Genomic DNA, 17,047 nt, shown 5'->3' on the forward strand with positions numbered 1-17,047 from the left:
AAGAATTAAATAAATATTTATGAACTTTTTTTACTGTTGATTAGCTTTATGCCAATCCCTGCAAGTAGTATAAATCCTAAATTGAACCAAATATGTTGTGTCCAGCTTAACCTGGTGATTGCCCCTCCACAATGGCAGGGTAGATGCTCCGCATCCAAGGTTAATTTCATAAAAACCAGATAGGAGGTGAAGAGTATCATGATGGCTAGTGAAAGATATAAGCCCAGACGTTTTGTTTTTGGGATGAGTAGTAAAATTGAAACTGCAATTTCAGCAACTGGGATTAGGTATGCTAGAATTGGACCTATCGTATGCAAGAAATCTAACCGACCCAAAAAACGATGAAAACTTTTAAAATCAAAAATTTTATCTGTAGCAGTATAAATAAATAGTGCAATAAATAAATAGCAGATGATTTCTATGCTGAGCTCTCTGGCCTTATCTGAAATCTGGAATCTCGATTGTCCTTTTATTGAAGTATCCATTGTTATAATTTTAGTCACACATTGATTTTGATTAATTTTTTTAGGTAAATTTTCTTACAAATGTTAAGGAGAAAAAGGACCGAAGGTTCTCAGGGAAAGCCCCCGATCCTTTTTGAATTTTGAGAAAGTTAATTTTTGGGGGGCAGTGGTTTTTGGTTTAAATTATAGGTTAGTTAAGTGTCTCTTGTTTAAATAGAATTTTTTGTACTGATATTAATCCCAGTATAATGCTGGTATTGAACCGGGTTCTGAATACAGGTAACCTAATACCAGATAATTGTTAATTTGGGCTCCTGTATAATATATCTGCCTTAATGAAGTTAGTGATGGGATGTTTAGTTTTCCTGCAGCAGTTACTTGGTATACACAGCGATATATAGTTCCTCCTATATAACACATACCATAATCTGGTACGGATGAAGGGTTGGCTATGTCTATTTGTGTAAACTCTCCATGAACTCTTTGAATGAGATAATCAAATGCTACACTACGTTTTGTATTTGATTTCACATTTACATTTGTGAATGCACTAAATGTAAATGAAGCGCTTACAACCAGGAGTTCAAAAATAATTCTACCAGTATTCATATTTTTAGTATTAGCGTTTTGTTATACCAAATATATGTAGGCTTTGAACGATGATTTGTTACATATGTAACAAACGCGTGTTGCATATGTAACAAACTTTTGTTGCATAGGTAACATTGCTTAATGATTTTGCTGAGGTTAAGGAATCTTAATCTCAGTGTAATCTTTTGTCTAAAACGGCCTATTTCTGGGGAACTGTTGCGCAGTTGCAATAATAATAGTATCTTTGCCCGGCAAATAGTAACTCCTAAATTATTTGCTATGCAACTTGATCCCAATAAATTTATATCTGAAGGTTTAACATACGACGACGTATTGTTAGTTCCTGCATATTCTGAAGTTCTGCCACGTGACGTGGATACCGGAAGTTTTTTAACTAAAAAAATACGTTTAAATGTCCCTGTTGTTTCTGCAGCAATGGATACCGTAACTGAAGCTGGTTTGGCAATTGCCATTGCTCAGGCAGGTGGTATCGGTATGCTACATAAAAACATGAGCATCGAACGTCAGGCTGAAGAAGTTAGAAAAGTAAAACGTTCAGAAAGTGGAATGATCCAGGATCCGGTTACTTTAAATGCAGATGCAAAAGTAGCGGACGCATTCCAGATCATGAAGGATTTCAAAATAGGTGGAATTCCTGTGATTGATGCCGACAATAAATTGGTAGGTATCATCACTAACAGAGACCTTCGTTTCCAGAAAGACATGCAACGTAAAGTTTCTGAAGTGATGACCAGAGAAAATCTGATCACTGCTCCTGAAGGAACTACGCTTTTACAAGCAGAAGAAATCTTACAAGATTATAAAATCGAAAAATTACCGGTAATTAATGCCGCTGGAAATCTTGCAGGTTTAATCACTTTCAAAGACATCCAAAAATATAAAAACTACCCTAAAGCATGTAAAGATGAGCGTGGAAGATTACGCGTAGGTGCAGCTGTAGGGGTAGCAGCAGATAACATTGACCGTGTAGCAGCTTTAGTTGCAGCAGGTGTGGATGTGGTGACTGTAGATACCGCTCATGGTCACTCTAAAGGTGTGATTGATATGGTAAAAGCCATTAAAGCACGTTTCCCTGATTTACAGGTGATCGCTGGAAACATCGCTACTGCAGATGCTGCAAGAGCATTGGCAGAAGCTGGTGCAGATGCAGTTAAAGTGGGTATCGGTCCAGGTTCTATCTGTACCACCAGAATTATTGCTGGTGTTGGAGTACCTCAATTGTATGCAGTTTTCGAATGTGCACAAGCATTGATCGGTACAGGAATTCCTGTAATCGCTGATGGTGGTATCAAACAAACTGGTGATATTGTAAAAGCTATTGCTGCCGGAGCGAGCTGTATCATGGCAGGTTCATTGTTCGCAGGAGTAGAAGAATCTCCAGGTGAAACCATCATCTATGAAGGACGTAAATTTAAATCTTACCGTGGTATGGGTTCTGTAGAAGCTATGCAACAAGGTTCTAAAGATCGTTATTTCCAGGATGAGGAAGATGTAGTGACCAAATTAGTTCCGGAAGGAATTGTAGGTCGCGTTCCTTATAAAGGTACTTTGGCAGAAGTGATCTACCAGTATGTTGGTGGACTAAGAGCAGGAATGCACTATTGTGGAGCAGCTACTATCGATGCTTTACAACAAGCTAAATTTGTACGTATCACTGCTGCAGGTATGAGAGAAAGTCATCCACATGATGTTTCTATCACTAAAGAATCACCAAACTATTCTAGTAAGAACTAGTTTTTGATCATAAAAAAAGGGTATCCGTAAATTTCGGATACCCTTTTTTGCGTTATAGGAACTCGTCAGGACTGATCTCCCAGGTCCATGGTTTCTTGAAACTTTGGAAAGTCCGCAGTTCTTTTATCGGAAAATCATGCGTGATGGTTTCATTGGGTAGTTTACTGTGCTTGCCCAATCCGGTAGTGACCAGTAGTTTCCTGTTCACGAAATCATATTGTTTGTCTGTCAGCTCTCCTGAGTTTTCATTGTAATAATAATTGTTCGCTTTTTCCAGTATCCAGTTATTACCATTGTATTTAAAGGTATACTTTAATTTCCACCGCCATTCTCCACCTCCCTGAAAGGATAAAGAAAGCTGATTTTTCTCAATTCCCATCGGCCGCAAGGGATCACCCAGCGAGCCACCTTCCTGCGACCTTAATATGAAGTTGTTGTTTTGAGTGGCCAGTTGATAACCATTTTTGTTTTTGAAGTAAATGGCCAGTATCCTTGGTTTCTGAATTTCCGTGATGAGCTCAGTGGTATTGTCGCCATAAGCCCTGCTTTCCCGGATTTCCTGCTGATACTCTAAAATCATCACCAGATCTTTTACCTGATCCTGGTTCAGGTCGCCAGCCACAGAGTCCAGCACTTTCCATTTTGCAGGAACCAGTTCGGTGATGGATTTTCCCTGATTTGACAATGTCGGAAACTTGAAATTCTGAGCGTAAACCGCAGTCTGACAGCATAGAAAGAAGAGGATGATTTTTAGTTTCATACATGGAAAATAACGTCAGTTTTATGAAAAAAGTGTGTTCCTGATATGAAGACCGGAATTTCTTGTAATATTGTGCCCTAATGGATAAAAAGATCAGTCTGTTTAATTGGAGTGGAGGTAAAGACAGTTGCCTGGCATTACATCATATTTTGGAGGAAGAAGCGTTTGAAGTACGCTATCTGCTGACTACCGTAAACGAAGCTTTTAAACGGGTGAGTATGCACGGAGTCAGAGAAGAACTGCTGATTGCACAGGCGAAAAGTATTGGTATTCCCTTATATCAGGTTCGTTTGTCGGAATCCCCAACTATGGAAGCTTACGAGCAAAGTATGCAGCGCCATCTTGATATATTGCATTCAAAAGGAGTAGCGTATTCTATTTTTGGAGATATTTTTCTGGAAGACCTGAGGGAATACCGGGAGCGCAAGCTGGCAGAAATGGGGCTCAAAGGGGTATTTCCTTTATGGAAACGGGATACGCTCGGGTTGATTCATGAGTTTATTGCTCTTGGGTATAGAACCATAGTAGTTTGTGCTCAGGAAGGACTGGAAGATTTCTGCGGAAGAGTAATCGACGAGCATTTTATCGCCGATCTCCCGGAAGGAATTGATCCCTGCGGAGAGAATGGCGAGTTTCATACATTTGTGTTTGATGGCCCGATTTTTACTGCTCCAATAGAATTTAGTCTGGGAGAAAAGGTATATAAGCAATTCCCGAAGCCCAATGGAGAAGAAGGAGAGTACTCCGGGTATTGGTATATTGATCTATTACCTTAAATTGGGCTTTAGCTTGAATCGGTCCCGTTATAAAACAATCAATTTCAAAGAGTCTGCTTTTACCCTGTTCTTTAACCATAACCTCAGGCGATCCTGATCAACCAGGGGAATTGGCTTATAGAATGAAGCCACTACCATCGTCAGCGTATCGGACTTATTGGAATCTAAACGAGTAAAAATGGTATTGCTAATGCTGTAATCTTTTAGATCGGGGTACAGTACACGAAGTTCTGGTTTCAGGTCTGGAAGCAACAACTTTAAAGGGTCATTAACGGCGGCTTCAGTATTGCTTTTGAATACATCTTCCAGTATGCTGGCTTTGATTTGAGAAAGATCAACTTCATTCTTCGCATTCAGACCTTGCCTAATGATCAGTTTTGTTCCTTTCAATTGGTAATCCGGTAGCTTTTGGTTTAAGGAGTCCAGCTGTTGAGGCGAGAGTTCTGCACCCAATAACAATAGGTCTATCTCGCTTCCCTTTCTGTTGAATTTCAGGTTTTTTGAGATGACTTGAGTATTGGTATAGTTCAACTGCTGACTGATGAATCTGTTCGCATTGTTTTCAAAGATACTTTTGCCTACAATCTGATAGGTGAGGTAAATACTCGGCGCAATCGTAATGATGACAATGATCCAGATATAGCGACTTACTTTCTGTTCATCTTCCTTGTTTTCAAAAGTCTTCTTTCTAAATTTCAAATACCGCACGATTAGAAAGGTAGACACACAAATAAAAACACTATTGATAAAGTAGAGGTAAATGGCACCAAAAAAATAGTAAAAATTTCCTGAAGCAATTCCAAAGCCTGCCGTACATAGCGGAGGCATTAATGCCGTGGCAATGGCCACACCCGGAATTACATTGCTCTTTTCTTGCCGGGTAGCGGCAACAATTCCTGCCAGACCACCTAAGCTAGCTATAAAAACATCCCAGATAGATGGCGAAGTTCTGGCTAATAATTCAGAGGAAGCCTCATGAAGCGGTGTGAAAGTAAAATATAGGGTAGAAGCGATGATGCTGATAATGGTAGCAAGAATGAGGTTTCGGAGCCCTTTTTTAACGAGATCAAAGTCGTTAGTGCCTATCCCAAGCCCGATTCCTACAATTGGGCCCATGAGCGGAGAGATCAGCATGGCGCCGATGATGACCGCAGTAGAATTCACATTCAATCCGATACAGGCAACAAATATGGCGAAAATTAATGTCCACAAGTTGGCCCCTTTAAAAGCAACATTTTTCTTTATCGAAGCAATGGTTTCTGCCTGAGGTGCACTGTCTTCCTGCAAATTGAAACGGTAATTGAAAAATTTTCTGAGGACGTTGTAAAGATCATTCATAAACGGAATTTTTAGAATTGTAGCAATTATTGATCCTAAAATTGTTTTTTTTTCGCAATAAACATTTGGTTGCTGTATTTATAGGATTGTAAATTCCAGAGGGGCTTTGAAATGAATTGAAGACCTGAGTTTTGAAAAAACTGGATGTCATTTTAAAAAAAATATAGGGCATAATTCTTAGGGAAAGCGCAACAAATGACTGCTTTATACCAAAGCCTAAAACGGACTTTTGTTTCATTGGAAAATAGATTTAACTTGCCAAAATGAATATAGAATTCAACAAAAATGAAGATTTGAATAAGCAGTCGGTTTACGAGTTGAAGACGAGGCTTAAAAAGATATATGAAGGTGGGGGAGCAAAGAATGCGGGGAAGCAAAAGGAGAAGGGAAAACTGCTGGCGCGTGAAAGAATCGCTTATTTAATAGATAAGGAAAGTGAATTTCTGGAAGTCGGTGCTTTTGCTGCGGATGGGATGTACGCGGAACAAGGTGGCTGCCCATCAGCAGGAGTGGTTGCCGGAATTGGCTATGTTTCCGGCAGGCAATGTATGATCATTGCCAATGATGCTACAGTGAAAGCTGGAGCCTGGTTTCCTATGACGGCTAAAAAGAACCTGAGGGCACAAGAGATTGCGATGGAGAACCGATTACCAGTCATTTATCTGGTAGATAGTGCAGGGGTATATCTGCCAATGCAAGATGAGATCTTTCCTGATAAAGAACATTTTGGACGGATGTTCAGAAATAATGCGCACATGTCGGCAGATGGAATCGTACAGATTGCAGCAATTATGGGCTCTTGTGTTGCCGGTGGTGCTTATCTCCCAATTATGAGCGATGAAGCCATGATCGTGGATGGTACGGGATCGGTGTTTCTGGCAGGTTCCTACCTGGTAAAATCCGCTATTGGGGAAGACATCGACAATGAAAGTTTAGGTGGTGCAACTACCCATTGCGAAATTTCCGGTGTGACGGATTATAAACATCCTAATGATCAGGCTTGTCTGGATAGTATTCGCAACATCATGAGCAAGCTGGGTGCTCCGGAACTTGCCGGATTTGATCGAATCAAGCCTGAGCAGCCTAAGCTGAATCCGGAAGATATTTATGGGATCCTGCCGGAAAGCAGGGAGAAACCCTATGATATGCTGGAGCTGATTTATCGTTTGGTAGATGCTTCCGATTTCGAAGAATATAAACAACTATATGGACAGAGTATCATTTGCGGATTGGGAAGAATCGACGGCTGGGCTGTGGGTATTGTGGCCAACCAGCGAAAAGTGGTGAAATCTAAAAAAGGAGAGATGCAGTTTGGTGGGGTGATTTATTCCGACAGTGCAGATAAGGCCGCAAGGTTCATCATGAACTGTAATCAGAAGAAAATCCCATTGGTGTTTCTACAGGACGTGACCGGATTTATGGTGGGCAGCAGGTCTGAACAAGGAGGAATCATCAAGGATGGTGCTAAAATGGTAATGGCAGTAGCCAACTCTGTAGTGCCTAAATTTACAATCGTATTGGGCAATTCCTATGGTGCAGGAAATTATGCCATGTGTGGCAAATCTTATGATCCCCGTTTGATTTATGCCTGGCCAAGTGCTAAAATAGCCGTAATGGGTGGCTCACAAGCCGCAAAAGTATTGCTGCAAATTCAGGAAGCCTCCCTAAAGGCAAAAGGAGAAACCATCACTCCAGAGAAAGAAGCGGAACTTTTAAAAGAAATTACAGATCGCTATAATAGTCAGACTACGCCATATTATGCAGCTTCAAGGCTTTGGGTGGATGGTGTCATCGATCCTTTAGAGACCCGAAAGGTGATTTCAATGGGAATTGAAGCCGCAAATCAATCCCCAATTAAAAAAGCCTTTAATGTAGGGATCATCCAAACCTGATTTTCTGAGATTGTAATTCCCGATATTTTATAATCAGTAACTCATAATGCGGCTTTCTGCAAAGCCAGCACTTGTTATGCGTTGTAGAAAAGTGTAATTTTGTAGTATAACAGAAAAAATAATATGTCACAAGAAATAGAACACGTTAAATGTTTAATTATAGGTTCAGGCCCGGCAGGATATACTGCAGCAATTTATGCAGCCCGTGCAGACCTGAAACCAGTAATGTATACCGGTATGGAACCTGGTGGACAATTGACACAAACTACCGAGGTTGATAATTTCCCTGGTTATCCTGCTGGAATCACAGGACCAGAAATGATGGAAGATTTCCGCAAACAAGCGGAACGCTTTGGAACTGATATCCGTTTTGGATATGTAAGTTCTGTAGATTTTTCTTCAATGCCTCATAAAGTAGTTGTAGATGATATTAAAACCATCACTGCGGATTCAGTAATTATCTCTACAGGTGCAACCGCGAAATGGTTAGGTTTACCTTCTGAACAAAAATATAATGGATTTGGTGTTTCTGCTTGTGCGGTATGCGACGGTTTCTTCTTTAAAGGATTAGATGTAGCTATCGTTGGTGCAGGTGATACTGCCGCTGAAGAAGCAACTTACCTGGCTAAACTTTGTAAAAAAGTATACATGCTAGTGAGAAGAGATGAATTCAGAGCTTCAAAAGCAATGGTGCACAGGGTATTGAATACACCTAACATTGAGGTGATTTACCATACTGAGACTTTGGAAATCCTGGGTAACGGTAAAAATGTAACTGGTGTAAAAGTATTGAACAATCAAACTAATGTGGAATCTGAGATTCCTGTAGAAGGTTTCTTTGTGGCTATTGGCCATAAACCAAATACAGATATCTTTAAAGGACAGTTAGATATGGACGAAACCGGATACCTTAAAACCATTCCTGGATCAACAAAAACAAATGTAGAAGGTGTTTTTGCTGCGGGTGATGTACAGGATCATTACTACCGTCAGGCGGTAACTGCTGCAGGTTCAGGTTGTATGGCTGCTTTAGATGCAGAACGTTTCCTGGCTGCCAAAGAAGATGAAGTAAAAGTTTTATCTTAACCGATAACAGCTATATATAAAAAGGTGGAATTCGTGAGAATTCCGCCTTTTTTTGTATCAAAGGTTTTTTTATCTTGTGCATTCAATTTAAACAAAAAATGAAGGTGCGTTGATCTGTAGGGTTCTGCAGCATAAAAAACGCTCCGTTTTAACCAAATTAATAAACACTCAAAAAACAAATGAAGAAATTTTTTACAATTGTTCTGTTGGCATTTATTGCAATAGAAGCTTCTGCGCAGCAGGACCAGAACATGGGTATTATTCCTGCCCCGGTATCTGTAAAGAAGACAAACGGTAACTTTAAACTGGATAAAACCGTAGTTCTAGTGTCGAATGACCCAAAAAACTCCAGAATGGCCGACTTGTTCAACGCCTTTGTGGTGACCAAAGCTGGATTTTCATTGAGACCTGCAAAAGCAGCAGCAGCAAATGAAAGAGCGATTGTACTGACTTCAGTAGGTGCAGATCAATTGCCTGCAGAAGGTTATAAAATCAATATCACAGGTAAAAATATTACGATTGTAGGTAAAGAAGCTGGATTATTTTATGGATTAAAATCTATGATGCAGTTGATGCCGGAAAAGGTAAACAACGAGGTATTGATCTCAAATGCTGAAATCAATGACTACCCACGTTTCAAATATAGAGGAATGCACCTGGATGTGTCCCGTCACATGTTCCCGGTTGCCCTGGTAAAGAAATATATTGATGTGATGTCTGATTATAAGATGAATAATTTCCACTGGCATTTGACAGATGATCAGGGTTGGAGAATTGAAATCAAAAAATACCCAAGGTTAACAGAAGTGGGTGGCAAAAGAAATGGAACCATTATTGGTCATCACCCTGGTGTAGGTACCGATAATAAAGAATACAAAGGCTACTACACTCAAAATGAAGTGAAAGACGTGATTGCTTATGCTGCGGCAAGGTACATCAATGTTATTCCTGAAATTGAGCTTCCTGGTCATGCTTCTGCAGCAATCGCTGCCTATCCGGAGTTGAGCTGCTTCCCGGAAAGAGATACTTTTGTAGATGCCAAAACACCTTGGTCTGGTTCCAGAAAAGGAAAACAGGTACAACAACAATTCGGCGTATTTGATGATGTGTTTGTACCTAACGACAATACTTTCAAATTCCTGGAAAATGTATTAGATGAAGTGATTGCTTTATTCCCTTCTAAATACATTCATATTGGTGGTGATGAATGCCCTAAAGAATATTGGAAAGAAAGTGCTTTCTGTCAGAAAATGATTAAAGACCTGAACTTAAAAGACGAGCATGGTTTACAGAGTTATTTCATCCAAAGAATTGAAAAACATGTGAATGCAAAAGGTCGCCGGATTATTGGATGGGATGAAATCTTAGAAGGTGGTTTAGCACCAAACGCTACGGTGATGTCCTGGAGAGGTACTGAAGGTGGTATCGCTGCAGCGCAACAAAACCATGATGTGATCATGACTCCTAATGGTGGCGGTCTTTATTTTGATCATAAACAATCTAATTCTGCTGATGAACCAACAAATATTGGTGGTTTCTCTACCTACTCGACAGTTTATAACTATGATCCAATGCCTAAAGTTTTGACTGCTGATCAACAGAAATATGTGATTGGTGTGCAGGCTAACTTATGGACAGAATATATCCAGACTCCTGCAAAAGTAGAGTACATGATTATGCCAAGGATTTTTTCACTTGCTGAAATTGCATGGACACAACCGGAACGTAAAGATTTAAAAAACTTCTCTGAAGAACGTCTTCCTCTGCACCTGGCTAGATTAGATAAAACCGGTACGAATTACTGGGTACCTACGCCTCTTGGTTTGAATGAAAAAGTAATCAACGGTGAAACGATTAACATCGATATGAAAGCGCCAATGCCAGGATCAAGTATTTACTATACTTTAGACCTGACACGCCCTTCAACTGCTGCAACTTTGTATACCAAGGGACTGCAGGTGATCGTTCCTAAAGGAGAAAAACGAGTTCTTAAAACTATAGTAATCACGCCATCCGGTAAACAAAGTGTGGTGACAGAAACCATTCTGAACAATGGTGCTGCGGATGTAAAAGTGAAATAGGTTTTCGAAAGAAACACATTGAAAAAAATATAAAAATGAAATCAGGTAAATATTTCTCAAAGCTGCCCCTGCTATTTGCAGGGCTGCTTTTATTGGCTGCTTGCGGAGATAATGCTTCCAACAAAACAACTGCTCCAGGCAGTGCGACTAATTCTTCAGAGGTTAAGAAACCACAGGGTCAGTTTCCTTTTTACAAGGACATTGCCATACGCCCTGGTATTAACTTTGAAGTAGTCAGTTGGGGGAAAGGTGTAGATAGTGTTGGCGGATACCTGATTCTATTGTCGGATACGTTGAAAAATAATTATAAGTCTTTCTCTAATGAAAGGAAGGGAATCATTACAGATGTCTGGAATATGGACCTCGATAATGATGGAAATCCGGAGATTTATATTGAATTGCTGAGTAAAAAAAACGTGCACGATCTGAATGTGTACGAATATGCAGGTGGAGAGTTTAGAAAGATCAGTTTCCCACCGCTAAGTCCTTCTATCAAGAAGAATTATGCAGGTGGCGATAAGTTCATCATCAAGGATGGAAACCTGTTCCGCTCAGTTCCTGTGTTGGATGATAAAGATACAACCAACAAAGCCGGTACAGTTAAAATGCTGCAGTATCGCTTAAATGGTAATAGTTTCTCTACTATTGAGCTCAAAGAATAGTCAGGAACATTAATTATGGCAATAAAACGGCCGTATCTTTTCAAAAAGGTACGGCCGTTTTGTTTAAACTAATTTTTTATCTTTTGCCACCTGAATGGCCTCAGCCTTTGAATTGACATTTAGTTTCGTATAAATGTTCTTGGTATGTGTTTTTACGGTTTCTACTTCAATAAAAAGTTCTTTAGCAATTTGCCCGCGGTCTTTACCAATGGTGATCAGCTCCAGAATTTGTGTTTCCCTTTTGGTGAGTGGAGTATCCTGGTTCTTTTGAAGAGAAAGGATGACTGTTTTTGCAACATCAGGGCTCATAGGTCCACCACCATTCAGTACATCTTTAATGGCTTCAATTAATTTAGCTGTAGGTGTGTTTTTAGTAAAATAGCCGGATGCACCATTCGCCAGAGCATCAAGAATGGTCTTTTCTGTTTCATAAACTGTGAGCATAATGATATATACCTGTGGCAGCAATTTCTTCAACATAGGAAGGGCATCAATGCCATTGGTACCTGGTAGTTGTATATCTAGAATGATCACATCAGGTTGATCTTTGCTGATCTTATGTTTTGCGGCATCAAAAGAAGGGTAGGTGGCCACTACCTGATACGGAGAAGTATGGTTAATTAAATAAGCATACCCTTCTCTTATGGTCTGATCATCTTCGATGATGACAATTCTGGATTCTGGCTGACTATACATTTTTCAGACGCATTAAAGTGGAAAGATGAATTGCGAGTTTAATTTCCGTTCCGCTGGCGTTTGAATTGATATCTAGTTTTGCATTGATTCTTTTTGCTCTCACGTTCATATTGTTTATCCCATGGCCATCCATGGATCCTATGGGATCTAGTCCTTGTCCATCATCCTTTACGGTGATTTTTAAGTTTTCCCCATCTACTGTTGCTGAAAATACAACCATCCCCGGTTTTGCATGTTTCAGTGCATTGTGTATTGCCTCCTTAAAGATCATCAGCAGATTTCTGCTCACATCTAATGATAATTTTCCATCGTATCCGGCCAGATCAATATGAGATTGGAAATCAACATGGGTATTGTTGAACATTTCCCTCCCAAACGCCTCAATGTGGCCTATTAGTTCAGTTAACTTATCATTTTTAGGATTTAATGACCACAATATGTCTTTAGTACCCCTATATAATTCATTTACATTGTCGTTGATTTTCGAGATGATACTTCTCTTTTCTGTATCATCTTTATCTATCATACTGCTCAATACTTCTGATAAGACGGAGATTCGGGTCAATTTGTTACCAAGATCGTCATGAAAATCTTCAGCTGTCTGCTTTCTGACTTTAAATTGCTCTTCCAGTTTGATCTTTAGCCTTAGTTTTCGCTTTCGTTCATTTAAATTCAAAATGACGTAAACAGCCAGTAAAATCAACAATACAATGAGCACAAAGATAAGCAATCGGAATACACCGGTCTGATAATAGGGAGGTGTAATTTCGAAAGAAAAGGAAGCTGCATTTAAGGAGATCAGGCCCGATTTGGTCAGTGCCCTCACTTGAAAAGTATACCTTCCTGGAGGAACAGAAGAGAAGTTCATGGAAGTATTGGAGGTACTTTCGCTGTATTTATTGTCTAATCCTACTAACCTGTACTGATACAGCAGGCCATCAGGATTGGCTAAAAAAATTCCGGTAAAGGTAATGTTCAGGTTGTTCTGATGATATGGAAGGGTCGCGATACGCCCTAGCTCATCTCCCTTGAAAATGGTTTGCTCCTTGTTCTGCCGGCCTTTACTTTGTGCAAAAGCAGTGACAGTATTGAGGTAGATATAAGGGGGGACAGTAGGCGGTACCTGATGATTCCGGTTGTAGACGATAGCCCCTTTTGTAGTCCCTACCCAAATGTCATTATTGTGCTGCAGAATGGCATTCTGATTACACTCCACCAGTAAATTTGGTTCATTGTTATTGCTGATGACACTAAAGTCTTTTGTGTTGATCTTATTGATTCCTTTGCCGGTTCCGACCCATAAAATTCCTTGCTGGTCCAGGAGCATACTGTAAATATGGTCTGAAGCTAAACCCTTCGCTGTATTTAAGGTCCTCGTTTTTCCTGTCTTCCGGTCCCAGATCAGAATCCCATTGTCGGAGGTTCCGAAAAGTAAGTTTTGTGGTCCTGATTTTGTCATGCAAAGGACGGAAGAACCTGTCAACTGAGGAAGATTTAGTGCTTTGGTCTGGCCTTTATTGCTGATGATGTATACACCATCCTGGGTGCCTACCAGAATTTCAGCTTCGGTAGTTTCCAGTAAGGTGCTGCCAAATTGCTTACTGACCCAGTCCAGTTGTTTTGTTTCTTTGTTTAATAAAAAACAACCAGCATTGGTGGAGACCCAAATCCTTCCCTTACTGTCTTCTAAAATGGCATTATAGGCAATGGAATGACGATCCGATACCATGCGAACGATTGTTTTACCATTGTAACACCAGAGTCCACCATACACGGTTCCGATCCAGATGTTTTTCTGGCGGTCGTTGTAAAGGAAGTTGATGTTCCTTGTGTTGTCTACTTCCGAAGGAATAGCAATCTCTTTAATTTTTCCGCCTTGATATTGAAATAAACCACCATAGGTTCCAATCCATATTTCGTCCGCATTAGGGCCTTTCGCCAGACTCATTACGATTTTACTATTCAATCCCTGAGATTCGTCAAAGACCACATAATCTCTGTCTATGAATCTGAACAGACCGGTTCCATCTGTAGCCAGCCAGATGTTATTCTCTATATCTTTAAATATGGCATTGACCGCATTATTGCTGAACCCGTTTTTACCATTAAAATGGATCAGGCCATTTTTCGTCAGGTAATAGGCTCCGCTGCTGTAACCGATCCAGATGTTGTTTTTAGCATCCTGTTGTATGGCGGTAAATTTACCGGATACATATTGACTCACTTTTTTTTGCTCCAGCGCATAAAGACCATCTTCTGCCATTATCCAGAGCTTATCTTTTTGTTGATGGTCACTGAAAAAATCATTGATGACAAAAGTCTTTAATATTTCGTTTTCCGGATGAGCCATCCATTTCCCCTGCTCCAGGTAAAAGATGCCTTTCCCATGCAGTGCTACTGCGACCTTTCCATTTTCATCAACTTTTAATGCCGTTATTGTTTCTTTCGGATCCTTACTGACGTTAAGAAAAGTGATCTGCTTTTTGTCGGTTTTAAAAAGTCGGGAGGAGGAGAGGCCATAAACAGTCCCCTTGGCACTGGTCACTAATTTACCTACCCACTCTCTGGTTTGGGCAAAATTATCGAACTGAGTTCCGTTAAACCTGGAAATACCACGTGCTGTACCCAGCCATATTTCATCATTTTTACCTAAACTGAGGGCCAGAGCAAAATTGTTATTCAGTCCATTGGTTTTGGTGTAACTATAAAACTGCCTTCCATTGAAACAACTAAGGCCACCCAGTGTACTGATCCATAAACGACGCTTACTATCCTGGCTGATTGCCGTAACCTGTGATTGTGTCAGGCCATCTTCAATATCATATTGACGGAAGTTATAGCGCTGTGCAAAACTATCTGCACTACCGGTTAAGAGGAGGAATAGAAAGAGGAAAATCGGTTTGTAATACACGTTCAGGTAGGAATTGATGGTTCAAGCCATTGTAAATATATTTATCAGGTACGCTTAAAAAAATACCCCTTTAAGGGTGATTTTTGCTAAGGTTACAAATATACCCCTTAAGGGGGGAACTGATGCTGATTTGCTAAGCTTAAATTTGTAGTGTAAACAATTAAACAGCCAAATCACCATGCTCATGATGACTCCGGAGTTGAATTACCAGGTCATTTTTGTAAAGAATATCCTGCAATCCAGCGAGTTCTTTGTGGAAAAACTAGGCCTGATAAAGGAAGAAGATTTACAGATGGCCGGAATTAATTGTCCGGTTTTGAAAATGTTTAATGGCCATAGTTTAATGCTGGTGAAACATGGGTCCAGAGAAAGGGAACCTACAGTAGTTTATACAGATGATTGTCTGCGGGATTTTTGTACGCTCAAAAGACAAGGTGTAGCCATCTTTACTGCACCGCTCTACAGGAAAAAGGGGCTATCCTGTGAGTTTTATGACCCTTCCGGAAATCATATTTTGTTACTGGAAGAAAGAGATTATACAGATGCTTAATTAAAAAGGAAATGACATTTCAGCAAACATTGGTCGATAAGAATGAAGTGATTATGGAATCTGCCCATGAGCAGATCCATCATGCTGAAACCGGGAAGTATGCCATTCAAATGATCTTTAGCGGATCGGCAGATTATACCATTGCCAATCGTGAACTGACATTATATTCCGGGAATTTTATCTTTTTAAATCAGGATACTTCTTATTCAAGAAAAATTGATTCTTCCGTAAAGGTAGATTCTATGTCTGTGCTGTTTGATCCCGGTTTTGTCATGGATTTTGAATATGCCAGAACAGCTAAAGCAACGCAATTGCTGGACGAACCGGTATCCGGTATTAGTAAAGCCCCGGTTTTTGTGGAGTCCATTTATCCATTGGAAGGCGATATGAAGTTTAACCTGCTGAACCTGAAAAAGCACATTGAAAAGGGCAGTAAGGATAACTTATTACTCAATACCTACCTGGAACATTGCCTGTTGAATTATTATGCGCTTTACGATGCCGAGGTAACGAACAGAGCAGCTTCTTTGAATTTTCTGAATCGTAGTACAAAATCAGAAATTCTAAGGAGGCTGAACATTGCAAGAGATTATATCATCAGCAACTACAATAAAAATCTGGGACTGGAAGAGATTGCCAGAATTGCCTGCCTTTCTGTGAATCATTTTCTAAGAACCTTTAAACAAGCTTACCATCAATCACCTCATCAATTTCTAACCAGTATCAGGCTGCGTCAGGCCAAGTATTTTTTACGGAATACTGATTATCCAGTCAATGAGATTGTAGATATCGTAGGTTTTGAATGTCCCAGTTCCTTTATCAGACTGTTTAGGAATTCCTTCCAGGTTACACCAGGTCAGTACCGTTAGTTTTCATTTCATTTTAAAGGTGTTTTTAGCACACTGATAGTCAGTTGATTGGGTTATTTTTAATAAAAAAAAGCTCATGAAAAAGACTTTGTTCTCGTGTTTACTGATGGTATTCCTCAGTGGCACAGTTGGCTACAGTAGTCCTCTGAATAATGACGATCGGCTACTCAAAAAATCTGTAAATAGTAAACCCTTTACGGTTGTAAATGCTTTTATTGAAGCAATTGTCCATACCGACGCCAGGTTGTTAAATCTGGTGTTGAACGAAAATGCGAAGGTATGTGTTTGTCTTGGTACAAAACTGGGCAGGCAATCTAAAAAACAGTTGGTTTCATTTTACCATAAATTGGGGAAAACAGAAATGAATTGCGAATCTGATTATGAAATTATTTCCAGCAGCAATACCCTTACTGTGGTTCGGGTAGATTTAAAATTCCCATTATTTGTGCAAAAGAATTTTATTACCATCGAAAGGGGAGAAGATGGACTTTGGGAGATCACTCAGGTCAACAGATTTAACGAAAATATTTAACTTGGTGATTTTCGCCTATCGGGTGTTTTGATTCCAACTTATCTTTGTCAGCAGGTAAATCCAGGTATAAGTTCGGATGAATTA

General features: G+C 39.9%; 15 protein-coding genes. 9 read left to right on the forward strand and 6 right to left on the reverse strand.

What is annotated here, in order from left to right:
- Positions 1–17: 17 nt before the first annotated feature.
- Positions 18–485, reverse strand: a complete 468-nt coding sequence (locus tag R2Q94_RS06700) for a MauE/DoxX family redox-associated membrane protein (RefSeq protein ID WP_316820676.1) — start codon at positions 483–485, stop codon at positions 18–20.
- A 213-nt stretch (positions 486–698) separates the two neighbouring features.
- Positions 699–1,073 carry a hypothetical protein gene (locus tag R2Q94_RS06705; RefSeq protein ID WP_316820677.1) on the reverse strand — a complete coding sequence of 125 codons (375 nt, stop codon included), beginning with the start codon at positions 1,071–1,073 and terminating at the stop codon, positions 699–701.
- A 261-nt stretch (positions 1,074–1,334) separates the two neighbouring features.
- Here R2Q94_RS06705 and guaB point away from each other — a divergent pair, with 261 nt between their 5' ends.
- The gene (gene guaB / locus R2Q94_RS06710; RefSeq protein WP_316820678.1) at positions 1,335–2,810 is read left to right on the forward strand and encodes an IMP dehydrogenase; all 1,476 of its coding nucleotides are present in this window, start codon (positions 1,335–1,337) and stop codon (positions 2,808–2,810) included.
- 52 nt (positions 2,811–2,862) lie between these two features.
- Here guaB and R2Q94_RS06715 read toward each other — a convergent pair whose 3' ends face one another.
- Positions 2,863–3,570 (reverse strand): hypothetical protein, encoded by a 708-nt coding sequence (locus tag R2Q94_RS06715; RefSeq protein WP_316820679.1) that lies wholly within the window; start codon positions 3,568–3,570, stop codon positions 2,863–2,865.
- Between the two features lie 80 nt (positions 3,571–3,650).
- Between R2Q94_RS06715 and R2Q94_RS06720 the strand changes: the two genes are divergently transcribed.
- Positions 3,651–4,346, forward strand: coding sequence for a diphthine--ammonia ligase (locus tag R2Q94_RS06720; RefSeq protein WP_316820680.1), 696 nt, complete (start codon positions 3,651–3,653; stop codon positions 4,344–4,346).
- A 27-nt stretch (positions 4,347–4,373) separates the two neighbouring features.
- Here R2Q94_RS06720 and R2Q94_RS06725 read toward each other — a convergent pair whose 3' ends face one another.
- On the reverse strand, positions 4,374–5,684 hold the full coding sequence (locus tag R2Q94_RS06725; RefSeq protein WP_316820681.1) for a TIGR00341 family protein: 1,311 nt from the start codon (positions 5,682–5,684) through the stop codon (positions 4,374–4,376).
- A gap of 263 nt (positions 5,685–5,947) precedes the next feature.
- Between R2Q94_RS06725 and R2Q94_RS06730 the strand changes: the two genes are divergently transcribed.
- The 4 genes from R2Q94_RS06730 to R2Q94_RS06745 all read left to right on the forward strand — a co-directional run bounded on the left by R2Q94_RS06730 (position 5,948) and on the right by R2Q94_RS06745 (position 11,405).
- A complete protein-coding gene (locus tag R2Q94_RS06730) occupies positions 5,948–7,576 on the forward strand; it encodes an acyl-CoA carboxylase subunit beta (protein ID WP_316820682.1) in 1,629 nt (542 codons plus the stop codon).
- A gap of 123 nt (positions 7,577–7,699) precedes the next feature.
- Positions 7,700–8,662 (forward strand): thioredoxin-disulfide reductase, encoded by a 963-nt coding sequence (trxB, locus tag R2Q94_RS06735; protein WP_316820683.1) that lies wholly within the window; start codon positions 7,700–7,702, stop codon positions 8,660–8,662.
- A 179-nt stretch (positions 8,663–8,841) separates the two neighbouring features.
- A complete protein-coding gene (locus R2Q94_RS06740; protein ID WP_316820684.1) occupies positions 8,842–10,743 on the forward strand; it encodes a family 20 glycosylhydrolase in 1,902 nt (633 codons plus the stop codon).
- 35 nt (positions 10,744–10,778) lie between these two features.
- The gene (locus tag R2Q94_RS06745) at positions 10,779–11,405 is read left to right on the forward strand and encodes a hypothetical protein (protein WP_316820685.1); all 627 of its coding nucleotides are present in this window, start codon (positions 10,779–10,781) and stop codon (positions 11,403–11,405) included.
- A 63-nt stretch (positions 11,406–11,468) separates the two neighbouring features.
- Here R2Q94_RS06745 and R2Q94_RS06750 read toward each other — a convergent pair whose 3' ends face one another.
- Positions 11,469–12,101, reverse strand: coding sequence for a response regulator transcription factor (locus R2Q94_RS06750; RefSeq protein ID WP_316820686.1), 633 nt, complete (start codon positions 12,099–12,101; stop codon positions 11,469–11,471).
- Positions 12,094–15,012, reverse strand: a complete 2,919-nt coding sequence (locus R2Q94_RS06755; protein ID WP_316820687.1) for a two-component regulator propeller domain-containing protein — start codon at positions 15,010–15,012, stop codon at positions 12,094–12,096. Before R2Q94_RS06755 ends, R2Q94_RS06750 begins: the two co-directional genes overlap by 8 nt.
- A 184-nt stretch (positions 15,013–15,196) precedes the next feature.
- On the opposite strand from R2Q94_RS06755, the gene R2Q94_RS06760 reads away from it, so the two are divergent.
- The 3 genes from R2Q94_RS06760 to R2Q94_RS06770 all read left to right on the forward strand — a co-directional run bounded on the left by R2Q94_RS06760 (position 15,197) and on the right by R2Q94_RS06770 (position 16,963).
- Positions 15,197–15,562 (forward strand): VOC family protein, encoded by a 366-nt coding sequence (locus R2Q94_RS06760; protein WP_316820688.1) that lies wholly within the window; start codon positions 15,197–15,199, stop codon positions 15,560–15,562.
- 11 nt (positions 15,563–15,573) lie between these two features.
- The gene (locus tag R2Q94_RS06765; protein ID WP_316820689.1) at positions 15,574–16,431 is read left to right on the forward strand and encodes an AraC family transcriptional regulator; all 858 of its coding nucleotides are present in this window, start codon (positions 15,574–15,576) and stop codon (positions 16,429–16,431) included.
- Between the two features lie 76 nt (positions 16,432–16,507).
- Positions 16,508–16,963, forward strand: a complete 456-nt coding sequence (locus tag R2Q94_RS06770; RefSeq protein WP_316820690.1) for a hypothetical protein — start codon at positions 16,508–16,510, stop codon at positions 16,961–16,963.
- Positions 16,964–17,047 lie beyond the last annotated feature (84 nt).

This window comes from Pedobacter gandavensis (genome assembly GCF_032678465.1).
GTDB classification, from domain to species: Bacteria; Bacteroidota; Bacteroidia; order Sphingobacteriales; family Sphingobacteriaceae; genus Pedobacter; species Pedobacter gandavensis_B.